The 23217-nt window shown below is 63.2% G+C and carries 18 protein-coding genes; 12 read left to right on the top strand and 6 right to left on the bottom strand.

What is annotated here, in order from left to right; genetic code table 11:
• The first annotated feature begins 7 nt into the window (after positions 1-7).
• The 7 genes from AB5Z14_RS03230 to cobK are packed head-to-tail and all read left to right on the top strand — an operon-like array spanning position 8 to position 6574.
• Positions 8-964 carry a histidine phosphatase family protein gene (locus AB5Z14_RS03230; protein ID WP_368130249.1) on the top strand — a complete coding sequence of 319 codons (957 nt, stop codon included), beginning with the start codon at positions 8-10 and terminating at the stop codon, positions 962-964.
• Positions 964-1938: an adenosylcobinamide-phosphate synthase CbiB gene (gene cbiB / locus AB5Z14_RS03225; RefSeq protein WP_368130248.1), complete on the top strand. Its 975-nt coding sequence runs from the start codon at positions 964-966 to the stop codon at positions 1936-1938. Before AB5Z14_RS03230 ends, cbiB begins: the two co-directional genes overlap by 1 nt.
• Positions 1935-3158: a pyridoxal phosphate-dependent aminotransferase gene (locus AB5Z14_RS03220; RefSeq protein WP_368130247.1), complete on the top strand. Its 1224-nt coding sequence runs from the start codon at positions 1935-1937 to the stop codon at positions 3156-3158. Before cbiB ends, AB5Z14_RS03220 begins: the two co-directional genes overlap by 4 nt.
• Positions 3151-4650 carry a cobyric acid synthase gene (locus AB5Z14_RS03215; protein ID WP_368130246.1) on the top strand — a complete coding sequence of 500 codons (1500 nt, stop codon included), beginning with the start codon at positions 3151-3153 and terminating at the stop codon, positions 4648-4650. The genes AB5Z14_RS03220 and AB5Z14_RS03215 overlap by 8 nt, the downstream gene beginning before the upstream one ends.
• Positions 4647-5162: a cob(I)yrinic acid a,c-diamide adenosyltransferase gene (locus tag AB5Z14_RS03210; RefSeq protein WP_117839768.1), complete on the top strand. Its 516-nt coding sequence runs from the start codon at positions 4647-4649 to the stop codon at positions 5160-5162. The genes AB5Z14_RS03215 and AB5Z14_RS03210 overlap by 4 nt, the downstream gene beginning before the upstream one ends.
• The gene (locus AB5Z14_RS03205; protein WP_368130245.1) at positions 5163-5804 is read left to right on the top strand and encodes a precorrin-8X methylmutase; all 642 of its coding nucleotides are present in this window, start codon (positions 5163-5165) and stop codon (positions 5802-5804) included.
• Positions 5801-6574, top strand: coding sequence for a precorrin-6A reductase (gene cobK / locus AB5Z14_RS03200; RefSeq protein ID WP_368130244.1), 774 nt, complete (start codon positions 5801-5803; stop codon positions 6572-6574). Before AB5Z14_RS03205 ends, cobK begins: the two co-directional genes overlap by 4 nt.
• Positions 6575-6785: 211 nt before the next feature.
• On the opposite strand, the gene AB5Z14_RS03195 is transcribed toward cobK, so the two are convergent.
• The 6 genes from AB5Z14_RS03195 to metK form a co-directional block, all read right to left on the bottom strand.
• Positions 6786-8000, bottom strand: a complete 1215-nt coding sequence (locus tag AB5Z14_RS03195; RefSeq protein ID WP_368130243.1) for an ABC transporter permease — start codon at positions 7998-8000, stop codon at positions 6786-6788.
• Positions 7997-8770 carry an ABC transporter ATP-binding protein gene (locus tag AB5Z14_RS03190; RefSeq protein WP_138340805.1) on the bottom strand — a complete coding sequence of 258 codons (774 nt, stop codon included), beginning with the start codon at positions 8768-8770 and terminating at the stop codon, positions 7997-7999. Before AB5Z14_RS03190 ends, AB5Z14_RS03195 begins: the two co-directional genes overlap by 4 nt.
• Positions 8770-10206, bottom strand: coding sequence for an efflux RND transporter periplasmic adaptor subunit (locus tag AB5Z14_RS03185; RefSeq protein ID WP_368130242.1), 1437 nt, complete (start codon positions 10204-10206; stop codon positions 8770-8772). Before AB5Z14_RS03185 ends, AB5Z14_RS03190 begins: the two co-directional genes overlap by 1 nt.
• Before the next feature lie 132 nt (positions 10207-10338).
• Positions 10339-12072, bottom strand: a complete 1734-nt coding sequence (locus AB5Z14_RS03180) for a L,D-transpeptidase (RefSeq protein WP_368130241.1) — start codon at positions 12070-12072, stop codon at positions 10339-10341.
• Between the two features lie 149 nt (positions 12073-12221).
• Positions 12222-13829: an L-serine ammonia-lyase, iron-sulfur-dependent, subunit alpha gene (gene sdaAA, locus AB5Z14_RS03175; RefSeq protein WP_271738709.1), complete on the bottom strand. Its 1608-nt coding sequence runs from the start codon at positions 13827-13829 to the stop codon at positions 12222-12224.
• A 310-nt stretch (positions 13830-14139) separates the two neighbouring features.
• Positions 14140-15420, bottom strand: coding sequence for a methionine adenosyltransferase (gene metK, locus AB5Z14_RS03170; protein WP_368130240.1), 1281 nt, complete (start codon positions 15418-15420; stop codon positions 14140-14142).
• 311 nt (positions 15421-15731) lie between these two features.
• On the opposite strand from metK, the gene gltX reads away from it, so the two are divergent.
• The 5 genes from gltX (at position 15732) to AB5Z14_RS03145 (ending at position 23071) form a co-directional block, all read left to right on the top strand.
• The gene (gene gltX, locus AB5Z14_RS03165) at positions 15732-17207 is read left to right on the top strand and encodes a glutamate--tRNA ligase (protein WP_368130239.1); all 1476 of its coding nucleotides are present in this window, start codon (positions 15732-15734) and stop codon (positions 17205-17207) included.
• Between the two features lie 210 nt (positions 17208-17417).
• A complete protein-coding gene (priA, locus tag AB5Z14_RS03160; protein ID WP_368130238.1) occupies positions 17418-19871 on the top strand; it encodes a replication restart helicase PriA in 2454 nt (817 codons plus the stop codon).
• 18 nt (positions 19872-19889) lie between these two features.
• On the top strand, positions 19890-20426 hold the full coding sequence (gene def, locus AB5Z14_RS03155) for a peptide deformylase (RefSeq protein WP_117635192.1): 537 nt from the start codon (positions 19890-19892) through the stop codon (positions 20424-20426).
• 327 nt (positions 20427-20753) lie between these two features.
• Complete coding sequence (fmt, locus tag AB5Z14_RS03150; RefSeq protein ID WP_368130237.1) at positions 20754-21674, top strand: methionyl-tRNA formyltransferase; 921 nt, start codon at positions 20754-20756, stop codon at positions 21672-21674.
• Positions 21671-23071: an RsmB/NOP family class I SAM-dependent RNA methyltransferase gene (locus AB5Z14_RS03145; RefSeq protein WP_368130236.1), complete on the top strand. Its 1401-nt coding sequence runs from the start codon at positions 21671-21673 to the stop codon at positions 23069-23071. Before fmt ends, AB5Z14_RS03145 begins: the two co-directional genes overlap by 4 nt.
• Positions 23072-23217: the final 146 nt, after the last annotated feature.

Here is a 23217-nt window from a genome sequence, read left to right as displayed (position 1 = left end):
GACTTTCGTGCGCGAAAAGCTCGGGTTCGCGGCGGACAATTTCGTCGACGCGGCTCAGCTTGCGGAGGGCGGCGTGCCCGCGGCTTTTGCCGGCCGTGTCGCGTACCGTGCTGAGGAACTCGTACGCGCGCTCGACGCTGACCGGGCGCTCGAGCGGCTGATCGGCTTCGACGCAGTGATTCTGCCCTTGGTCGGCTCGGGGGTCGTCCCCATGCGTGCGGAAGACGCCCAATGGCGCGAGCGCGCGGGGCGCCTGGGATGCGCGCTCGCTGCGCGCGCCGACGTCGTCGTGCGCATGACGTGCGGGATCCCCCAGGTTATCAAAGGAAACCTTGCCGATGCGCCTCGAGGGACGCAGGGCGCGGGCGCGCCTTTGGAAGTCGTTTTCGTGCGCCATGGTGCCACGGCGGGCACGGAAGACCATCGCTACAGTGGGGCGGGCGCCGACGAGTCCCTGTCGAGCGCGGGCGAGCGCGCTTTGCGCGACCTCGCGTGCGATCGTGACGTGTTCCGTGTTATCACGAGCGGCATGGCCCGCACCGACCAGACGGCGCGCATCCTCTTCCCGAACGCGGAGCTTATGGCGTGCCCCGGTTTGCGCGAGATGGATTTCGGCGACTTCGAGGGGCGAAGCGCCGCCGAGCTTAAAGAGGATGCGCGCTACCGCGCCTGGGTAGACTCCTGGTGCGAGACGCGCTGCCCGCATGGCGAGGGCAAGAGCGATTTCACCCGCCGCGTCGTCGCGGCGTTTCGGGAGGCGTGCAAATCGGAGCGCGCCCAGGGGAGTGGGCGCGCCGTCTTCGTCGTTCACGCGGGTACCGTGAAAGCGCTGCTCTCCGAGCTAGCTGTCCCGAAAATGGGATACTTCGACGTGCATACCGAGCCGGGCGGCGCATGGGCTGCCACCTGGGATGGGCGCTGCCTTCGCGACGTTCGCCCCGCTTCGGGGGGCGATGCCCGGTGATGACGATTCTTGCCGTCGCCGCCGGGTTCGCGGCCGACCTTGCCTTCGGCGACCCGCGCTGGCTTCCCCATCCCGTCGTCGCCATGGGGCGCGCGATCACGTGGGCCGAAGGCCGCCTGCGGGGCGCATTCCCGCAAACGTCCGCGGGCACGCGCGCCGCAGGGCTTGTGCTCGCTGTGGCGCTTCCGCTTGCGTGTGGGCTTTTGACCTGGGGAATCCTGCATCTTTGCGGCATGGTTCACCCCGGCTTGCGCTTCGTGGCCGAGGCTTGGGCGAGCTATCAGATTCTCGCGGCATGCGAGCTGCGCCGCCAGAGCCTGGCCGTGGCCCGCGCGTTCTCGAAGGGTGGCCTTGTCGCGGCGCGCGAAGCCGTCGGGCTCATCGTGGGACGCGACACGTCTGTTCTCGACGAGCAGGGCGTCGCGCGCGCCGCCGTGGAAACGGTGGCGGAGAACGCGAGCGACGGCGTCATCGCGCCGCTTTTCTACCTTATGATCGGGGGTGCGCCCTTGGGTATGGCGTACAAGGCGGTGAACACGCTCGACAGCATGGTGGGCTACAAAAACGAGCGCTACATCGACTTCGGCTGTGCCTCGGCGCGCCTCGACGATGCGGTGAACTGGATTCCCTCGCGCTTATCGGCCCTGCTCATGATCGCCGTGTGCCCGATCGTCGGGCTCGACGCGCGCGGGGCGGCGCGCATCTGGCGCCGCGACAGGCGTCGCCATGCGAGCCCGAACGCGGCACAGACCGAGTCAGCGTGCGCGGGCGCGCTCGGGCTGCGCCTGGCAGGACCCGCGGTGTATTTCGGCAAGCTCGTTGAGAAACCGACGATAGGCGACGCGTCCCGCGAAATCGAGTGGGGTGACATCGCCCGGGCGACAAGGCTCATGCTCGCCGCGTCCGTATGCGCGCTCGTCGTCTTCGGCGCCGCGCGCGCGGCGGTCGTGCTCGCCGTGGGGGCGATGGCATGAGGGGAGACCACGCCGCGCCCCGGGCTGCCGGGGGAATCCTGCGCGCCCGTACGCATGGGGGCAGCGCGCAATCACTCGGCATCGCTTGCGAAGGGGGCGCCTCCGACCTCATTGACTTCTCGGTGAACGTGAATCCGGCAGGCCCCTCGCCACGCGCCGTCGCCGCAGCTTGCAAGGCGCTTTCTCGAATCGACGCCTACCCCGATAGGGAAAGCCTCGCCCTCGTTCGCGCCCTAGCGCGCGCCCAGGGCATTCCCGAAGATACTATCGTCTGCGGCGCGGGCGCGTCCGACATCATCTGGCGGCTCGCCGCGGCGGTGCGCCCGAAACGCATCGTCGTGTGTGCGCCGACGTTCTCTGAATATGCGGAGGCGGCATCGTACTACGGCGCATGCGTGCAGGAGTTCCCACTCTCCGAAGCGGACGACTTCGACGTGCCCGCCTCCTTCGCCCGCGCGATCGAGGGGCCGGGAGACGTGGCGTACCTCTGCAATCCGAACAACCCGACGGGGCGCCTCGTCGACCCCCGCGTGATCGATGCCGCGGCTTGCCGCTGCGAGCAGGTGGGCGCGCTGCTCGTCGTGGACGAGTGCTTCCTCGGATTTGCGCCCGACGCCCGCGAAAGGAGCGTGGCCGCACGCGCCGCGTGTTCGCGCCATGTGGCCGTGCTCTCCGCGTTCACCAAGCTCTACGGAATGGCGGGGTTGCGGTTAGGATATCTGATCAGCGGAAACGCCCAACTCCTCGAGGGCATTCGCCGGGCGGGGCAGGCGTGGCCCGTCTCCTCGGTCGCCGAGGCCGCGGGTATCGCCGCCCTGGAAGACGTCGAATACGTCTCGCGCACGCGCGATGTATTGGCGGGCGAGCGAGCGTGGCTTTCCCACGAGCTCTCCTCGCTCGGGCTTTCCGTCGTGCCGTCGGATGCGAACTTCCTTTTAGTCCGCACACCGGCGAAAGACATCCCCGAGCGCCTGTATAAACAGGGGGTTTTGGTCCGCACGTGCGACTCGTTTTCGGTACTGTCCCGTTTCTGGTGCCGCGTCGCGGTGCGCACGCGCAAGGAGAATGCCCGGCTTGCGATGGCGTTCAGCCGCGCGCTTCGGGCGGAAGGCGCATCGGGCGAAGGCGAACCCGACGAACGGGGCTGCGCTTCTTGCAGCGGCGCTATGGCGGGCGCGTATGGCCGAGGCTCGACGAAGGAGGTCGATACCCGTGGGTAGGGCCAAGCCCATCATGATCCAGGGCACCATGTCGAACGCGGGGAAGAGCCTGCTTGCGGCGGGGCTGTGCCGTGTGCTTTCGCAGGACGGCCTGCGCGTGGCTCCCTTCAAGAGCCAGAACATGGCGCTCAACAGCGGTGTCACGGCCGACGGGCTCGAGATGGGGCGCGCCCAGATCATGCAGGCCGAGGCGTGCAGCATCGCGCCCGACGTGCGCATGAACCCCATTCTGCTCAAGCCCGAAAGCGGCCACCGAAGCCAGCTCATCGTGGCCGGCAAGGAGCAGGGAGCCTTCGCTGCGAGGGACTACTTCGCGCGAAAGAAGGCGCTCATGCCGCAGATTTTGGAGGCGTTCGATTCGCTCGCGGAGGAAAACGACGTCATCGTTATCGAGGGCGCCGGCAGCCCCGCCGAAATCAACCTTGCCGAAAACGACATCGTCAACATGGGGCTCGCGCGCGCCGTGTCCTCCCCCGTGCTGCTCGCGGGCGACATCGACCCAGGCGGGGTGTTTGCCCAGCTTTACGGCACGGTCGCGCTCCTTGCGCCCGAGGACCGCGCGCTTTTGCGGGGGCTTGTAGTAAATAAGTTCCGCGGCGATGTAGAAATCCTGCGCCCGGGTTTGGCCCCGCTTGAGAAGATGTGCGGGGCCCCCGTCGTGGGGGTCGTGCCGTATCTTACGCTCGACCTGGACGACGAGGACTCGCTCGCGCCGCGCCTATCTGCCCGCGAGGCGCGCGGCGTCATCGATGTCGCCGTCGTGCGCCTTCCGCATCTGTCGAACTTCACCGACTTCGACCCGCTTTCGCGCGTGCCCGGCGTAGGCGTGCGCTACGTTTCCTCGACGACCGATCTGGGCCGACCCGACCTAGTGGTGCTCCCCGGCTCGAAGACCACGCTCGACGACGCGCGCTGGCTTGCGGCTAGCGGCATCGGAGCCTGTGTACGCGCGCTTTCGGGTGCGGGCACGCCGGTGCTCGGCATATGCGGAGGCTACCAGCTTTTGGGTGACGAGCTTTCCGACCCGCACGGCAGGGAAGGCGCTGGCACCGCGCGCGGGCTCGGGCTCATCCCTGCAAGTACGGTGTTCAGGGAGGAAAAGCGCCTCGCCCAGTCGGAGCTGCGCATCACAGGCGCCCAAGGCGCGTTCTCGGTGTGGAACGGCATGACGGCTCGCGGGTACGAGATCCACGACGGCGAAACGATCGTCTCCTGCGCCCCTGCGGGCACGATTGGCGGCAAACCAGAAGGCGCGGCCTGCGGAAACGTGTTTGGAACCTATCTCCACGGCCTGTTCGACGAACCGGGGGTGGCGCTCGCCCTCGCGCGCTCGCTCGCGCGCATGCGTGGCCTGCCCGAGAGCGTCGTGGGTGCTGCGGGCGCGGCGTCCGCGGCCGATCACCGTGCGTGCGAGTTCGACCGCCTGGCCGACTCCGTGCGCGGGGCGCTCGACATGGAGTATGTCTACCGCATTATCGAGGAGGGCGTATGATCCACGTGTATCATGGCGACGGCAAAGGCAAGACCACGGCGGCGATGGGCCTCGCCCTTCGCATGCTCGCCGCAGGCCGCCGCGTCGTCGTCGTGCAGTTCCTGAAAGACGGCGAAAGCGGGGAGGTGCGCCTGCTCGCCGAGCATTTCGGCGTGCCCGTGTTCGCGGGGAAGGCGTCGGACAAGTTTACCTGGTCCATGACGTCGGAAGAACTTGCCGCGACGCGCGAGCTGCACGATGGGAACCTCGCTTCCGCGCTCGCCGAGCTCGAGGGCGCGCAGGAGGGGCTGCTCGTGCTCGACGAGGCGCTCGACGCGCTTTCGAAGGGGCTTGTCGACGAGGCGCTCGTGGACCGCGCGCTCGATATGTCCGCGCGCGGCGTCGAAGTAGCGCTCACCGGGCGCGCGCCTTCCCGCAAGATCGTGGAGAAGGCCGACTACATAACCGAGATGCGGTGCGAGAAACACCCCTACGAGCAGGGGATATGTGCAAGGGAAGGAGTGGAGTACTAGATGGATTCCAAGGAGATGGCGCCCGGCGACATCGAGCGGCGCAGCTTTGAGATCATCACCGAAGAGCTCGGCGGCCGCACGTTCCCGCCGCTCGAAGAGCCCGTCGTGAAGCGCGTCATCCACACCACTGCTGACTTCTCGTACGCCGATTCCCTCGTGTTCACCCATGACGCCGCGCACTGTGCGCTCGACGCACTGCACGCAGGGGCCACGGTGCTCACCGACACGAACATGGCGCTCGCAGGCATAAGCAAGCCCGCGCTCGCGAAGCTCGGCTGCAAGACCGTGTGCTATATGGCCGACCCTGATGTCGCCGCGGCTGCGCGCGCCGCGGGCACGACTCGCGCCGTTGCGAGCATGGACAAAGCTTGCGGCATCGAGGGTCCGCTCATCGTGGCCGTCGGTAACGCTCCCACAGCACTTCTGCGTCTCGCCGAGCTCATGGACGCGGGGAAGATCGCGCCCGCGCTCGTCGTTGGGGTGCCGGTCGGGTTTGTGAACGTGGTCGAGGCGAAAGAGGAGCTACTCGTGCGACGCGTGCCGGCCATCGTCGCGAGGGGTCGCAAGGGCGGCTCGACCGTGGCGGCCGCCATTATGAACGCGCTGCTCTACCAGATCACGCGCCCAGGCGGCCCGAAGTGACGGCGCCCGCATCCGCGCCGGCGCTGCGCATCTTCGCCGGCACCACCGAGGGCCGCCTTCTGTGCGAATGGGCGAGCGGGGCGGGCATCCCCGCCCGTGCTTACGCGGCAACCGAGTACGGAGGCGAGCTTTTGGGCGAGCTTCCGGGCATCGAGGTGCATGCGGGCAGGCTCGACGAGGCCGACATGGAGCGTGAGCTTTCCGGCGCGCGCATCGTCGTCGACGCCACGCACCCCTTCGCTACGCTCGCAAGCGGCAACATCCGGGCCGCTTCGCTCGCCGTGGGTGCACGATGCCTGCGCCTTACGCGCCCGGTCGAGGCGCTGCCCAAAGGCGTCGTGTCGGTCGCGTCGATCGCCTGCGCGGCGCGCTTTCTCTCCGAGAACCCGGGTCGCGCGCTTCTCACGACGGGGAGCAAGGAGCTTGCTCCCTATACGCGCGTCGCCGATTTCTCGGAGCGCTTCTTCGTGCGTGTGCTCCCGCTGCCCGGTGCTATAACGAAGTGCATCGACGCGGGGTTTTCGCCGTCGCACGTCATCGGCATGCAGGGGCCCTTCACCCGCGAGCTCAACGAGGCGATGCTTCGGCAGGTGGGAGCCCAGTGGCTTGTGACCAAGGACTCGGGAACCGTAGGCGGCACGGCCGAGAAGCTTGCCGCCGCGCGCGACGTGGGAGCGCGCTGCATCGTGGTCACCCGTCCCGCCGAGGGAGACGGGGCCCTTTCGCTTCGGGAAGTGGAAGACGCGCTCTTACGGGAGTTCGCGCGCTAGGCGCTCGCCGCGCCTGCGTTCCCTCCCGCCCGCGAGGAGGAGCGCCTCGAGCAAGCTCGAACCGTACAAGACCGTCATCCGCCAATAGTTCGAGGACGACGCCCGGAACTGGTGCAAGTAGCCCTTCAATAAGTTGCGGTGAAATAGTGTCTGTTTTTGCTGCTAAATAGCATATTCAGTCCCTAATTCACCGCAACTTGTTGGTGGTGGCTTACTGGTAGCGTAGGCACTCCACCGGGTCGAGCTTTGCTGCGCGGCGAGCGGGGTAGAAGCCAAAGATTACACCGATGCCGACCGATACGGCAAACGCGATCAACACTGTCGTAATGGAGAAGCTTGGCGTGATCGTCCCGGTAGCTCCAAACTCGCTCATGATGCCCGAGCTTGCGGCAAAGAACGTGAGTCCCCATGCCAGCAGATAGCCAATCAGGACACCCAACAGTCCGCCGGTGACGCACAGCGCCGAGGACTCGGCCAAAAACTGCGCGGTGATATCACGACGACTGGCGCCCAGAGCGCGGCGGATGCCGATCTCGCGAATGCGCTCCGTTACGTTGGTAAGCATCATATTCATAATGCCGATACCGCCGACAAGCAGCGAGATGCTGGCGACAGCACCCATGATGAGCGAAAACGCGCCCATAAAGGAGTTGAGTGCATCGATGGCGCTTTTCATGGAGGTCGCCGATACACTGTTGTACTCATCCTCCTCCTCGATGCCCTTCATCGCGCGCACCTTGGACTCGATGGTCTTGCAGAGCTCATCCATGTCTGTGCCCTCGGCGGCGAGCGCCGTTACGCTGGGGAATGAAGGATTCTCGTCGCCAAACAGGCCGGAGATGGTTTCGCGTGGCATATACAGCGTGAGCGAGCCCATGGAGTCGCTGCCGCCGTCAATCACGCCGACAATCTGCACCTCGCCGTTGGACACCTTGATGGTTTTCCCCAGCGCATCCTGTTCGTTGCCGTAAAGCTGATCGGCGCCGCCGCGGCTGATGAGCGCCACGCGCGAGCCTGATTGAGACTCGGCCTGGGAATAGGTACGCCCCGCAACGAGCTTTCCGGCCCCCACGGCGTCGAGCATGTCGCTATCGACACCCTGTGCCATGACGGTATAGCTTTTATCGCCGGTCTTGTACTCGGTATACGCGCTGTCGACAATGCCGATCTGCTCTATCTGCGGCACCAGTTTTTGAAGCTTCTCGATGTCCGACTCTGTGAGTTCTTGCGACGAATAGATTTGCACCATGCGTGCCGCATTGAGGCCCAGGCTGTTGACCAGGCTGTTTTGGATGCCGCCGATGAGCGAAGTCATGGCGATAACCGAGGCGATGCCGATGACAATGCCCAGGATGGTGAGCAGGCTGCGCCCCTTGTTGGCCTCGAGCGAGTGAAGGGCTTCCTGGATGAGATCGCGGGCGCTCATGCCATCTCTCCTTTCGGCGGGTTGGCGGAGGCGGAAATCATGGGCAGGCTATCCACGGCGCTGCGCAGGGTCCGCGGTGCATGTGGAATATACGCGCCATCGTGAATGCGACCGTCGCGGATGGTCACGGCACGGTCGGCCTCGGCGGCGATGCCGGGGTCGTGTGTGATAAGCACGATGGTTTTGCCGCGCTTCTGGAGCTTATGGAAGGTCTCCATCACAAGCGCTCCGGTAGCGGAGTCCAGGTTTCCCGTCGGCTCATCGGCCAGGATGATGGGCGGGTCATTGACGAGGGCGCGCGCGATTGCGACGCGCTGCATCTGGCCGCCCGAGAGCTCGGATATGCGGTGGTCCCAGTGGTCGACGGGCAGCGTGACAGCCTGCAGCGCGTGAACGGCGCGCATTTCGCGCTGGCTACGGGGCACATTGGTGTAGGCCAGCGGCAGCATGACGTTTTCGATAACCGACAGGCGCGGCAGCAGGTTGAAGCTCTGAAAGACAAAGCCAATGCTCAGGGCGCGGACTTCGGTGAGCTCGTCATCATCGAGCTCGGCCACGTTGAGCCCTTGCAGGTAATAGTCGCCCGCCGTCGGTTTGTCCAGGCAGCCCAGGATGTTCATGAGCGTTGACTTGCCCGAGCCCGAAGGGCCGGTAATGGCGACGAACTCGCCGGGTTCTACCGCCAGGCTCACGTTGTGCAGGATGTGGGCGCAACCCGCCTCGCTCTCAAAAATGCGGTGCACGTTGCGGATGTCGATAACGGGACGCATTACATGCCCTCGTCGTCAGACATGCTGCCCGAATCCGTGCTGTAGCCGCCGTCAGCCGTTGCGTCCGCTCCGGTGTCCATGACGAGGGTGTCGCCATCGCGCAGCTTGGTAACCGGCACGTTGGGGTTGATCTCGTTGCCCTGGTCGTCGCGCTTTACCTGTGTCTTGCCGACTACGGCTTCGTTGTCGTTTTGCGTCACGACGGTCACCTTCACGCGACGGGTATGCTTGCCCTCGTCATCGGTTGCCACGTTGACGTAATAGTGTTCGCCGTCTTCGGTCATGAGCGCCATCGTCGGCACCATCACCACGTCGTCGAGCTGCTCGGTCACCACCGATACCTCGGCCGTCATGCCCGGCTTCAGGCGCGCGTCGGGCGCCTCAATGAGAATGTCGACGTTAAAGGTTACGCTGCCGCCGCCACCGTTGGCGGCGTCGGAGTTTGCCACCGATGCGATAGCCGTGACGGTGCCCTGGCTCACGATATCGGGAAACGCGGGATACGTGACGTTGGCGCTCTGCCCAACGGCGATCTTGGCGATGTCCTTTTCGCCTACCTGCACGGTCACCTTCATCTTGGATAGGTCGGCGATTTGCATGCACTGCTTGCCGCCGCTCGTATCGCTTTCGCCCATGATCATGCCGCCTGTTACCGTGGCGCCCACCTTGGCGTTGAGCTCCACGATGCTACCCGAGCTCGGGGCCGTGACCGTACGGCTGGCTGCCTTGGCGTTCGCCTGATCGAGGTTTGCCTGGGCCGATGCGAGGCTGCGCTGTGCGGCCGATACGGCGTTTGTGTCCGCTGATGCGGCGGTGATGCCAGCTGCTGCGGAAGCTCCATCATCGTCCGTCGTTGGGGTGGCCTGCGCGGCAGCGGCGGCTTTCTGCGCGTTGGTGAGGTCTTCCTGGGCGGCTGCAACTGCACGCTGCGCCTCGGCAACGTTGCGATCGAGCTCGTCGTTTTTAATGGTCATAAGCACGTCGCCCTCGTTAACGGATTGGCCCGGCTGAACGTTGATCGAATCGACCGTGCCGTCGACAGAAGGGGAGACCACTGAGGACGAAATGGGTTTGAGCTGGCCTTTCGCCTCGACCGTTGTGGTAAACGTGCCCTCGGTCACCATGTCGGTCACAGGCTCGCTAGCGCCCTGTGGCTGCGCATTGATAACCAGGGTTGCGACAATGGCAATGAGCGCGATGGCACCCACGACGCCGGCGGCAATACCGCGTCGAATCAGCTTTTTGCGCCGACGTTCGGCACGTTTTGCCTTGAGCTTGGCGTATGCCTCTTCATCGGAAATCTCGGCCGCATCGTTCGCGCGTCCGTTCTGCTTATCGGCATGCACGTTTGTAATCAGAGGAATCGTTTCGGTGGCACCTTCGGGCGTGTGCTCGGTATCATCCGGGCCCGGGGTAATGGTGGGGACATTCGGCATAGCGTCTCCTTTATAGAAAGAACCTCGATAATTATATGCGCCCACCGGTTGGGGCGGGCGCATAGGACGGTTTCTTTCGGAACTGTTAGATTGGTCGCAGCGGTTCCACGTTGTAGGAATGCGCGCGTTGCACTACGAGTGGACAACCACGCACAGGCCGACTTTGATGCAGTCGTGAAGTGCCTTGGCGTCTGCCAGGCGCAGGTTGATGCAACCGTGGCTGCCGCACCATTTGTACGACTCGGCGTTATCGAAGCTCTTGTCGTTTTGCCAGGTGGCATCGTGGAAGCCGATCATATTGCCCTCGAACGGCATCCAGTAGCTCACCGGGCTTTCGTATTTGGGCTTACCGGTCTCGGGGTCCTTGGCTCCGATCAGGGTACTGCCGCCGTCGTTGCTGTTGATCTGCCAGACGCCCTCGGGCGTGGCGTCCTCGCCCGGCTTGCCCGAGATAAAGTTGGCCTCCCAAACGATATTTCCGCTCTCGTCATAGTAGCGCGCGTGCTGCTCGGACAGGTCGACGTCGATATACGCCTTCCAGTCGGGCTCTCCCTTTGCGGTAAAGGTGTCGGCCTTCTGGGAGTACTTGATCTCGATCTCGCCGGCCTGCTTGTTGTTAATGGCGTCCTCGACCTGCTTGGCGAGCGAGCTGCTGTCGATGGACCAACCAAAGTCGCCGCCTTCGACGGCGCACTGCTTGCCATCGGCGCGCGTCCACCAGCGAGTGGAGCCCACGGTATTAAAGCCGTTGGCGAGCTCGGCTGCCCAGCTACTGATCTGCGAAGTATCGAGCGTGGGGTTGGCGGGATCGGCAAAGCTGATCCACTGCAACACGGAGCTGCCATCAACCTTGCCGGCATCCTCGCCGTTGAGCTTGAGGGTCACGTTGACGCCCAGGAAGTTGTTGGCGGCATCGCATGCGGCCTGAATCTGATCATCTGTCAGCGTTCCATTGAGTGGCTCATAGGCATCGTTGCCGAGCATGGAAAGATCTACGGACTCGGCCAGTGAGGCAAGCTCGAGCTCGACATACTTGATGACATGCTCGCGGTTGAGTTTTTCGTTGGAGCGCGCCTTCTCGACGGTAAACTTGCCCGCTTGCTCGTCATAGGAGCTATTGGCCTCGAACGTGCCCGAACGCCCCTCGTTAAACTCGTCGATGGCGGCGCCCAGATCCTTCTCAAACTTCTTTTGGTCAAAGGTGTCGGAAAGCATGGACAGGTCGACGTCTTGATCAAGATCGACTTCGTTGGAGGTAGCGGTTGTTTTGGTTTTGCCGCTTAAGGATTCCACAAGACGGACCGGCCATATAAAGGCTTCGTTGTGGCTGATGATTTCTTTTGCGGCAGCTTCGCCGTCGACGATGGGCTCATCGGACTCGGGCTGATAGGTCCAGCTAAAGTCATCGCCTGTCACGGCGAGCTTATAGTGCTTCCATGCCGAATTGACCTTGGTGGCGGCAGACGAAGCGTTGGAGAACGAGACGTCGACGCCGGCGATGGTGGTGTTGGGGTAGGCTACCTGCGAAAACGCTACGACGCCTACGATATAGACAATGACGATTAGGCCCAGGACGACAAATAACGTCGTCTTTTTGCCCGACTTATTGTTCTCGGCGGGTTTGCGCGCGGGGCCGCGATCGCCTCGAGCGTGCGTGGGGGGCTGCTTGGGCGCATTGCCGTTTGCCTGGCGCTGCTGACGTTGTTGACGCTGCTGTCGCTGTTGGTTCGGGTGTTGGGAAGCGTTTGCTGCACTACGCTGCTGACCGTGGCTCGGCGCGATAGGATGCGGCGACTGAACGCCGCCGGTGTGCCTGCTCGGCTGCTGCGGATCGGGAATCAGTTGAGTTCGATCGTTTTGCGACATCGTATGCATATCCTTCGATTTTCGCCTTGCGGCTCATCGTGTTTTTACTGGGCTTGCATTATAGCGATTGCCCTGCTGTTTGTGGTACGGAAACGGTGGCATTCAAAAGAGGTGGGACATTTGTCCCACCTTTGAGTCGTTCTTTGCCGCTATCCGCACACGCCGCATTTTGCACAGGCTGAAAGTGCGGCCGGAGCCTGCGCGATGCCGCCCTTTGCCGTCTCGCGCAGCGTGGCCGGCAACGCGTGGCCCACCGATAGCATGACATGTGCCATCTGGTCAAACGGCACCAAGCTTTTAATGCCTGCGAGGGCGAGTTGTGCCGAACTAAAGGCCGCTGCCACGCCGATGGCGTTGCGGTTTTGGCAGGGCACCTCCACGAGGCCACCGACGGGGTCACAAACGAGGCCCAGCAGGTTACTCAGCGCGATGGAACTGGCGTCGAGCGCCTGCTCGGGCGTGCCGCCGAGCATCTGCACCAGCGCGGCGGCCGCCATGGCGGCGGCGCTTCCGACCTCGGCTTGGCAGCCGCCCTCGGCGCCGGCGACGCAGGCGCTCGTGGTGAGGTTGAGGCCGATGGCGGCTGCGCAGTAGAGTGCGTCCATGACCTGCTCGTCATCGAGCTGCAGGTGATCGGCGAGCGCCAGCACGCAGCCGGGCACGACACCCGCGGAGCCTGCCGTGGGGGCGGCGACGATCACGCCCATCGTGGCGGAGCGCTCGAGCACGGCCATCGCGCGGGCCACGGCGTCGGTCTGGACGGTGCCCATCAGGCTCGTGCTCAAATCGTTGCGGCGGGTTGCTTCGACGAGCTTGGCCTCGCCGCCGATAAGCCCGCCGAGCGAACGCTGCGGATTGGCGATGGGGGCCGTGGTCTCCTCGCGCATGACGTCGAGCACGCGGCGCATGGCGGCGACGGCGTGCGCCTCGCCGGTCAGGCGCGCCTCGCGCACGGCCATAACGGCGCCGATGCTGAGCCCCAGTTCCTCGCACGCATCGAGCAGCTGCTCACCGTCGTCGAAGATCTCCTTGGCCGAGACGCCGGGAGAGAGCGACGAGGCAGAACCGGGGAGCTCGATAAACGTTGCGTAATCGACATTGTCGAGCTTGCGTAGCATGGGGACGACGGTGTCGTCGGGCGCGCCGTCGGTCTCAAAGACGGAGTAGGCCTGGCCGCCCACCTCGGTGCGGTAGGTACGGCAAAACGCGATGTTTACATGGGCGTAGGCGAGCAGGTTCGTGAGCGCGGCGAGCACGCCGGGGACGTCCTTGTGCGCCACGAAGAGCGTGGAATACATGCCCGAGATGTCGACGCCGACGCCGTTAATGCGGCTGATGCGCATCTTGCCGCCGCCCAGGCTCTCGCCGCGGACCTGTGCCGTGGCGCCCGTGTCGTCTACCATGTCAATGTCGACGGTATTGGGGTGGATGGAGGCGTCGTCGCCCTTGATGTCAAAGTGATATTCGAGGCCCTGCTCGCGAGCGAGGTCGAAGGCCTGCTTGATATTCTCGTCATCGGTGTCGAGGCCTAGGATGCCCGCGACGAGCGCACGATCGGTGCCGTGGCCGTGGTAGGTGTGGGCGAAGGAGTTCCACAGGCCAAAGGTGGCTTTGGTGATGCGGCCTTCCAGCAGGCTGGCGGCAACTTGGGCGCAGCGCAGGGCGCCGGCGGTGTGCGATGAGCTGGGGCCGACCATGACGGGCCCCAAGATCTCGAATGCCGAGGTCGTAGCTAGTGTTTGCGGCTTGCCTGCCATATGCGCTCCTGTTCTATCCCGTCGTTCCGAGGGCTTTGGTATTTGGTCGCCTGCTCTACAGTCCTGGCTCGCACGGAGGCCAAATTAAGTGGCCTCCGGCTCGTGCGGAACTCGCGACCGACCAAATACCAAAGCCCTCAGAACTTAGGATACATGGTTGGAGTGGCTGGATGTCAAAATTTATCAGCTGGGGACGTGCTGTTCATTGCGCATCGAAATATTCACACCACCGTGTAAAAAAAGAAGTACCGGTTGGGGCCGGTACTTCTTTTGGTTCTAATGCTTTGCTGTCTGGGCTCTGCGAACCTATTTACAGGCCACAGGCTGCTTTGAGTTCTTCGACTCGGTCGGTATTCTCCCAGGTGAAGTCGGCGTCTTCGCGGCCGAAGTGACCGTAGGCTGCCGTCTTTTCGTAGATGGGGCGACGCAGGTCCAGGTCGCGGATGATTGCGCCCGGGCGCAGGTCGAAGGTCTTCTCGACGGCCTCGACGATCTTGTCCTCGGCAACATGCGCGGTACCGAAGGTGTCGACCATGATTGAGAGGGGTTTGGAAACGCCGATGGCGTAGGCGAGCTCGACTTCACAGCAGTCGGCCAGACCGGCGGCGACCACGTTCTTAGCGACCCAGCGCGCGGCATACGCGGCGGAACGGTCGACCTTGGTGCAGTCCTTGCCGCTAAAGGCGCCACCGCCGTGACGGCCGTAGCCGCCGTAGGTGTCGACGATGATCTTGCGGCCGGTGAGGCCCGTGTCGCCCATGGGGCCGCCCACGACAAAGCGACCGGTGGGGTTCACGTAGATCTCCGCGTTGTCCCACGGCATGTTCTCGGCGGCCATGACCGGGGTGATGACGTGCTCGATGAGGTCGGCCTTGATCTTGCCCATGTCCTCGATCTCGGCGGCGTGCTGCGTGGAGATGACGATGGTCGTGACCTCGACGGGCTTGCCATCATCGTAACGCACGGTGACCTGGGTCTTGCCGTCGGGGCGCAGATAGGCCAGGGTGCCGTCGTGGCGCACGGCTGCCAGGCGCTCGGCCAAGCGGCTGGCAAGGTAGTGCGGCATGGGCATTAAGGTCTTGGTCTCGTTGGAGGCGTAACCGAACATCATGCCCTGGTCGCCGGCGCCGATCAAGTCGATCGGGTCGGTGGTGGCGCCGGTCTGGGTCTCAAACGACTCGTCGACGCCCTGGGCGATGTCGGGTGACTGCTCGTGGATGAGGCTCATGACGCCGCAGGTGTCGCAGTCAAAACCGAACTTGGCGCGGTTGTAGCCAATGCGGCGGATGACGCCGCGGGCGATTTCCTGCACATCGACGTAGGCCTGGGTACGGATCTCGCCGGCAACGATGACGGTGCCGGTGGTCACGAGGGTCTCGCAGGCGCAGCGGACGTTCTCCACGTTGGCGGGCACGCCGTTGGGCGCAATATAGCCCTGCTCCTGGAGCTCTATTTCTTTGGCGAGGATTGCGTCGAGTACGGCGTCGCTGATCTGGTCAGCGATCTTATCGGGATGGCCCTCGGTCACCGATTCCGACGTAAATACAAAGGACCCGTGTTGGGGTGGGATGGAACGAAGTTCTTCTGACATGATTGTCCTTTCAAAAACGTGTCCCGGCGACCGTTACCATTCCGCTGGGCTCTCTATGCAAGGGCACATCATAGCGCGTAAATCAAACATTCACACCCTTTCCGCACCCTTGCGGCACTTTACTCATTGGGGACAGACTTAAATGACCAGTCTTAAACCAAGAATGTCCCCAATGACTACAACGATTGGTCATTTAAGTCTGTCCCCAATGAGTAGTCCCCAATGACTGGTCGGTGCCCTTTGTGCGGAGGTTGCTTTGATGCTTTATACTGATGCGGTTAGACATCCATCCTGCAATCGAGGAGATTTCCATGGCATCAGACGTTCGCGTCCGCTTTGCACCCTCACCGACGGGTAAGCTGCACATCGGCGGCGCCCGCACCGCTATCTATAACTGGGCTTTCGCCCGTGCAAACGGCGGCACGTTCATTCTGCGCATCGACGACACCGATCCCACCCGTTCCACCGACGAGAACACGCAGATCATTTTGCGCGCCATGCGTTGGCTGGGCTTGGACTGGGACGAGGGCCCCGAGGTGGGCGGCGACTATGGTCCCTATGCCCAGACCGAGCGCCTGGACCTGTACAAGCAGGCCGCCCAGAAGCTTTGGGATGAGGGCAAGGCCTATCCCTGCTTCTGCACCAAGGAGCAGCTCGATGCCGACCGCAAGGCCGCGCAGGAGCGCAAGGACCCCTTCCAGGGCTATCAGCGTCGTTGCCGCGATCTTGATCCCGAGGAGGCCCGCCGCCGCATCGAGGCCGGCGAGTCCTACGTCCTGCGCATCAAGGTGCCCGAGGACCGCGGCGACGTCGTCATCCACGACGCCGTCCACGGCGAGGTGACCTTCGACGCCAAGGAGCTCGACGACTTTGTCATCTTCCGCTCCGATGGCACGCCCACGTACAACTTCGCGACCGTCGTCGACGACGCCATGATGAAGATTACCCATGTCATCCGCGGCGACGACCACCTGTCCAACACCCCGCGTCAGATCATGGTCTACGAGGCCCTCGGCGCGCCCGTGCCTACGTTCGCCCACATCTCCATGATCCTGGGCGCCGACGGTAAGAAGCTCTCCAAGCGCCACGGCGCCACCTCGGTGGAGGAGTACCGCGACGCCGGCTACCTGTCCGACGCCTTCGTCAATTACCTGGCGCTGCTCGGCTGGTCGCTCGACGGCGAGACCACGATCATCCCGCGTGATGTCCTGGCCAGCAAGTTCTCGCTCGACCGCATCTCCAAGAACCCGGCGACCTTCGATCCCAAGAAGCTCGATTGGGTCAATGCTGAGTACATCAACGGCATGTCCGATGCTCAGTTTGCCGACGAAATCATGGTCCCCGAGCTGCACGAGGCGGGTCTCATCGAGGGTAATGTCGAGTACGGCGAGGACTGGATCGATGCGCTCGCTGCCATCGTTAAGCCGCGCACCAAGATGCCGGCCGACGCCGTGACCGTCGCCGCTCCCATCTTCGCTACGGCCGAGACGCTCGAGTATGACGAGAAATCCGTTAACAAGGGCCTGGCTAAGGAAGGCATGGGCGTCATTCTGGATGCCGCCAAGGCCGCGCTCGAGGGCGTGGACAAGTGGACTGCCGAGGCCATCGACGCCGCGCTTGAGCCGCTGCCCGAGCAGATGGACCTTAAGAAGCGCGTGGTGTTCCAGGCCGTGCGCGTCGCCGTCTGCGGCAACATGGTGAGCCCCCCGCTGGGCGAGACCATGGCGCTTGTCGGCCGCGACGACTGCCTGGCACGCATCGACCGCGCCCGCACGATGGCGCTATAGTAGACGCGTAAACGCATGTATCCGAGCCCCGTTCCCCCGAGCGGGGCTCTTGTTTCTGTACCGATGAGTGGGTTGCTGGGACAAAATAATCAGTAGTGTTTGTCCCATGTTCGAGTGACGCAACGAGCTCGACACTCGTATCGGCCATGGGACAAACTCTACTGATTATTTTGTCCCACCCCTTTCAGGTCCGTTCGTTAGAGGTGGCGTATGGCTCAACAACTGTCGCTGTTTGGTTCGCCGGAACCGGAGGAAGCTCCGGTGAAGCCCAAGCCTGCCGCTGCCTCGGCTCAGTCTAAGCCTGCGCCCGAGCCCCCTGCCGCCTACGCGAGCGTGGTCCTCGACATCCCCACCCGTGCGCTGTCGGAACCGTTTGCTTACGGCATCCCCGAGTCCCTTGCCAACGAGGTCCAGATCGGATCCACGGTCCTGGTTCACTTTGGTAACCGTGCCGCCGCGGGCTATGTCGTCGACATTGCCCCTGAGCTGGGCGACCTGCAGGGCAACAACGCCCTCGACCCCGCGCGCATTAAACCCATCGAGGCCATCCTCAGCAAACCGCTCTTTACCGCCGAGGCTGCCCGCATCGCACGCTGGATGAGCCGCGAGTATGTCGCGACGCTTTCCGAGTGCCTGCGCCTGTTTTTGCCCCCGGGCGGCAGCCCGCATGTGGTCAAGGGCGACGACGATGCGTGGACTGTTGAACGGCCCGCCGTCAAGCCTATCCAAAATCGTTGGGTGATGCTTACGCCCGAAGGCTTTGACTATACGCCGCCCAAGACCGCGGTCCGTCAGCGCCAGCTCATCGAGGCGCTGCAGTGCGGCCCGGTTACGACTCGCGACCTTAATCTTCTCTATAACAGCATGTCGGCGACCATCAAAGCGCTCGAAAAGCGCGGCGTCGTGGTGGTGGAGGAGCGCCGCGCCTGGCGTGGCTGCAGCGAGCAGACCACGCTGTCCTCGGCAAGCGGCAAGGCGCCGGTCTCCCTTACCAACGGCCAGCAACAGGCACTCGCGCAGATTGAGCGCGCCCGTCTGGACGCTCATGGCGACGTGGTGTTGGTCGACGGCGTCACCGGCTCCGGCAAAACCGAGGTTTACCTCTCCGCCATCGAGCGCGTGCTCGCAGCCGGTCGCTCTGCCTGCGTGCTGGTGCCCGAGATCTCGCTGACGGCCCAGACCGTCGGCCGCTTCCGCTCGCGCTTTGGCGAGACGGTGGCCGTTTTCCATTCGCGTCTTTCTGCTGGCGAGCGTCTCGACCAGTGGGATATGGTCGCCAGCGGTGCGGCCCGCGTGGTGGTCGGCGCCCGCTCGGCGCTCTTTTGCCCGCTCAGCGACTTGGGCCTCATCATCATCGACGAGGAGCACGAGACTAGTTACAAGCAGGGCTCCAGTCCGCGCTACCATGCGCGCGAGGTGGCAGCCGAGATGGCGCGCCGCTATCGCTGCCCGCTCGTGCTGGGGTCGGCCACGCCTTCTGCCGAGGCCCTCGACCACTGCCGCCATGGAACGTATAACGGCACCACTTGGACGCGCGTCGAGATGCCCGAGCGCCCGGGACACGCCGTGCTGCCCGAGGTCCGCATTGCCGACCTGCGCCGCGAGTTTTCGCACGGTAGCCGCTCCATGTTCTCAAAACCCTTGATGGAGGGATTGGAACGTGTGGCCGAGCGCCGCGAGAAGGCCGTGTTGCTGCATAACCGCCGTGGCTTTGCGCCGTTCCTGATGTGTCGCGAGTGCGGCTGCGTTCCCACCTGCAACCACTGCTCCACAGCGCTTACGTATCACGAGCGCACGCACACGCTGCAATGTCACACCTGCGGTTCGTCTTGGCGCGTGCAGCCGTATCCCGCGCCCACGAGTCGTTGCCCCAAATGTGGCAGTCGCTACCTGGCAAAAATGGGGCTGGGCACGCAGCAGATCGAGGACGCACTGCACCAGATGCTGCCCGAGGACGTCGCCATCATCCGCATGGATGCCGATTCCACGCGCGGCAAGGATGCGCACAAAAAGCTGCTCGAGCAGTTCGATGCGGCCGATTGCGCCGTGTTGCTGGGCACCCAGATGATCGCCAAAGGCCTCGACTTTCCCGAGGTCACGCTCGTGGGTGTGGTCAATGCTGACTTCGCCCTCAAGCTGCCGGATTTCCGCGCAGGGGAGCGCGCCTACGATTTGCTGGAGCAGGTCGCCGGTCGCGCCGGTCGCGGCGATCGCCCTGGCGAGGTCATCATCCAGACGTATCTGCCCGAGGATCCGGTCATCCGCGCCGTCGCCGAGCACGATCGCTCGATCTTTACCGACTACGACCTGGACCAGCGCCGCGACGCACTGTATCCGCCGTTCGTGCGCCTGGTTAACATTTTGGTGTGGTCTGCAAACCGCGACGATGCGCAGGATTATATCGGGCGCATCGCAAAGCTTCTTAAGCGCCGCTGGCATGCCGCCGCGCCCGATTTTTTGCGGGCGGGGAGTGCCGTGCCGCAGGTGCTGGGCCCGGCTTCGTGTGTAATCGAGAGAGCCAAGGACCGTTACCGCTTCCATCTGCTTGTGAAGTCGCCCGTGGGGTACCATGTCTCTGATGATATCGACGCCTGCCTCAAAGAGGTGGGCTCCGTGCGCGGCGTGAGCGTGAGCGTTGACGTCGACGCCTATGATTTGATGTAACAACCTGAAAGGATGGCCATGGAAGCCAACGGAATCGTACTGTCGCCCGACCCTCGTTTGCGCCAGGAGTGTGCCGTCATCGAGGAGATCACCCCGGCGATCGAGGCGCTTGCCGAGAAGATGAAGAAGATGATGTTCGACAACGGCGGCTGCGGCCTGGCTGCTCCGCAGATCGGCGAGCTTATTCAGCTCGTCACCATCGACTGCGACTACAGCGACAAGAACGACTACGACCCGTACGTGCTCATTAACCCCGTCATTGTTGAGCAGAGTGACCATCTGGTGCCCTTTAGCGAGGGCTGCCTTTCCATCCCTGGCATTAGCTGCGAGATCGAGCGTCCCGACCATGTCGTCGTCGAGGCGTACGACTTGGATGCCAACCTGATTCGCTACGAGGCTTCGGGCGACCTGTTCTGCGTGTGCCTGCAGCACGAGATCGATCACCTGCATGGCAACACTATGTTCGAGCGACTGAAGCCGATGCAGAGGATCAAGGCCGTCAAGGAGTACCAGGACGCCCTGGCCCGCGGCGCTCGACCGGGCGAGACGGAGTAGGTCCCACCGTCCCCGGTGCTGAGCGCCCACATATCATCCCGTGCTCAAACTTTCTCGCTTTGCTGCGAAACTGCGCGCGGGACGATATGTGGGCGCTCAGCACCGGGGACTGCGTTGTTCTGGCTCGGTTCGCCCGGGTGCCGTTGGGCCAGGGAGGGGCGTCTTCGCTGATAGGTGCTTTGTTGGAAGAGCTGCTTTTATTGCGGCTCTTTCTTTGGTTTTGGGTATATTTGTTCTTGTTGAAATGTTATTGCGGATGGACTGGTGACTTGGCTTTCCGCTGGTCTTTGTAGCCGTCTCGGCTTTGGTTGAGGGGAGACGTTCTTTATGCGTATTGTGTTTATGGGTACGCCCGATTTTGCTGTGCCTTCGCTGACTTCGCTTGTTGAGGCTGGGAATGAGATTGCGCTTGTTGTTACTCGTCCTGATGCTGTTCGTGGGCGTGGTAAGAAGCTAGAGCCGTCTCCTGTTAAGGCTAAGGCACTGGAGCTGGGGTTGCCGGTCATTGAGGCTAATCGTATGACGCCTGAGGTTGTTGAGGTGCTCAAGGCTGCGCAGGCTGATATTTTCTGTGTGGCAGCCTATGGTTGCATTTTGCCCGATGAGGTGCTGCATATGGCGCCGCTTGGTATTGTGAATGTTCATGCTTCGCTGCTGCCTCGTTGGCGTGGGGCTGCACCTATTCAGCGTGCCATTCTTGCTGGTGATGAGATTGCTGGCGTTTCTATTATGCGCATTGGGCATGGCGTGGATACCGGCGCCTATTGTGCGCAGGCCTCGACCTCGGTTGCCGGTAAGCATGCCGAGGCGCTGACTATGGAGCTCGCTGAGCTCGGCGGCAAACTGCTTGCCGATACGCTTCCTTCTCTTGCCGATGGCACCGCCGTGTGGATCGAACAGGACGAGGCGCTCGTTACCCATGCTGCCAAGGTTTCTAAGCAGGAGATGCGCTTGGATCCGCATATGGCGGCGCTTGATTGCGTGCGTCATGTGCTGGCCTCGTCCGATACCGCGCCTGCTCGTTGCGTGATTGCCGGCAAGACCGTGCGTGTGCTCGATGCTGCGGCGGCTGATGTGTCGCTTGGCGAGGGTCAGGTTCTCGTTCAGGCTAAGCGTGTTTACCTTGGCCTTTCCGATGGCTCGGTTGAGTTGCTCGAGGTTAAGCCTGATGGCAAGCGTGCTATGGCCGCTTCTGCTTGGGCTGCTGGCCTGCAGGGTGCCGATCTTTCGTGGGGTGTTTTGTCATGAGCAAGCTGTCTCCCGCGCGCAAGCTTGCGCTCGATGTGCTGATGGAGGCCGATCGCCGCGGCATGTATGCGCGTGACGTGCTGTCCTCTCGCGCATCGGCCAAGGCTATTGACCAGCGCGATTCCGCCTTTGCCGCGCGTTTGGCGCTCGGCGTTGCCGCAACGCAGGGCATTTTGGATGAGCTGCTCGACCAGTTTCTGGATAAGCCCAAAAAGGTTGCACCGCGTGTGCGCATGGCGCTTCGCATTTCGGCCTTCGAGATGCTCTACTTGCATACGCCGGGTCGCATTGCCGTGAGCCAGGGCGTTGAGCTTGTTCGCAGCGGCGCTAAGTCCGCCGCGGGCTTGGCTAACGCGGTGCTGCACAAGGTTGCGGATAACGTTGAGGATTTTGCCACCGCGTCCGATGCCGATGAGTCCGAGCGCCGCTTGGTGCGTCTGTCGCGTCTGATGGGTCTGCCGCGTTGGCTGTGCGCCCGCATTATGGCGTCTTTCGACACGCCCGAGGGTGCACTCAACTTTGCCGGAAATCTGGCGCCTGCTCCGCTCGCCCTACACGAGAACGCATTTGCGACCAAGCCGGATCCGTATATCTCGCAGCTTGTGGCACCCGTCTTCCCGGGCTGCCATGCTCCGGTCGATGCGCAGGCCACGGTTGCGTCGGGCGTGTTTGAGCGTGCTGCCGCGGTGGCATCTGATCTCAACGCGCAACTTATCGCCACAGCTGCCACGCGCCCTGGTAGCTGCCTTGAGATTGGTGCCGGTCGTGGCACCAAGACCTATGTGATGATGTGCCAGGCCAAGCGTACGGGCTATGAGCGTCAGCATACGGCGCTCGATCTGCATGATCGCAAGTGCGATCTGAATCTCGCTCGTCTGCATAAGGCCGGTATTCAGGGCGTTCGTACGGTTTCGGGTGATGCTTGCGAGCTTGATGAGGTGCTCACATCGTTTGATGCCATGCTTGGCGAGCCGGTTAAGTTCGACACGGTCTTTATCGATGCGCCGTGCTCTGGCACCGGTACCATGCGCCGTCATCCCGAGATCCCGTGGCGCCTGACCGAAAAAGATGTGACGGTTGAGCTGCCCAAACTGCAGCTTACGATGCTCAAAGAGGCTGCTGCGCGCGTGGCTGCCGGCGGTGAGCTTATCTACGCCACCTGTTCGGTCTTTGATGAGGAGAACACGCAGGTGGTGGACGCGTTCCTGAGCTCTCCCGAGGGCGAGGTCTTTGCCGTGGCGCCGCTCTCCGAAGCCCAGATCCTGCAGCTGCCCGAGTTCGAGCAGGCCAAGAAGCTCGTATCCGTCCGTCAAAACGACCGAGGCCTTTTCCAAAGCGTCCCCACAAACGCCGACTCCTACGACGGCCACTTCTGCGCCAGACTGGTCCGCAACTAATACGGATCCTGAGGGTAGCTAATTTGGGACGGGGCTATTTTAGCTACCCCCGCTTGTCGGATGATTTTTCTGGGACGGGGATGAAAAAATCATTGTGTACCTAATGATTTTTTCATCCCCGTCCCAGAAAAATCATCCGGAGCATT

This window comes from Collinsella aerofaciens (assembly GCF_040910265.1).
GTDB lineage: Bacteria > Actinomycetota > Coriobacteriia > Coriobacteriales > Coriobacteriaceae > Collinsella > Collinsella aerofaciens_BK.
Note: the sequence above shows the minus strand (reverse complement) of the source record. Positions and strands in the feature narration are given on the sequence as shown.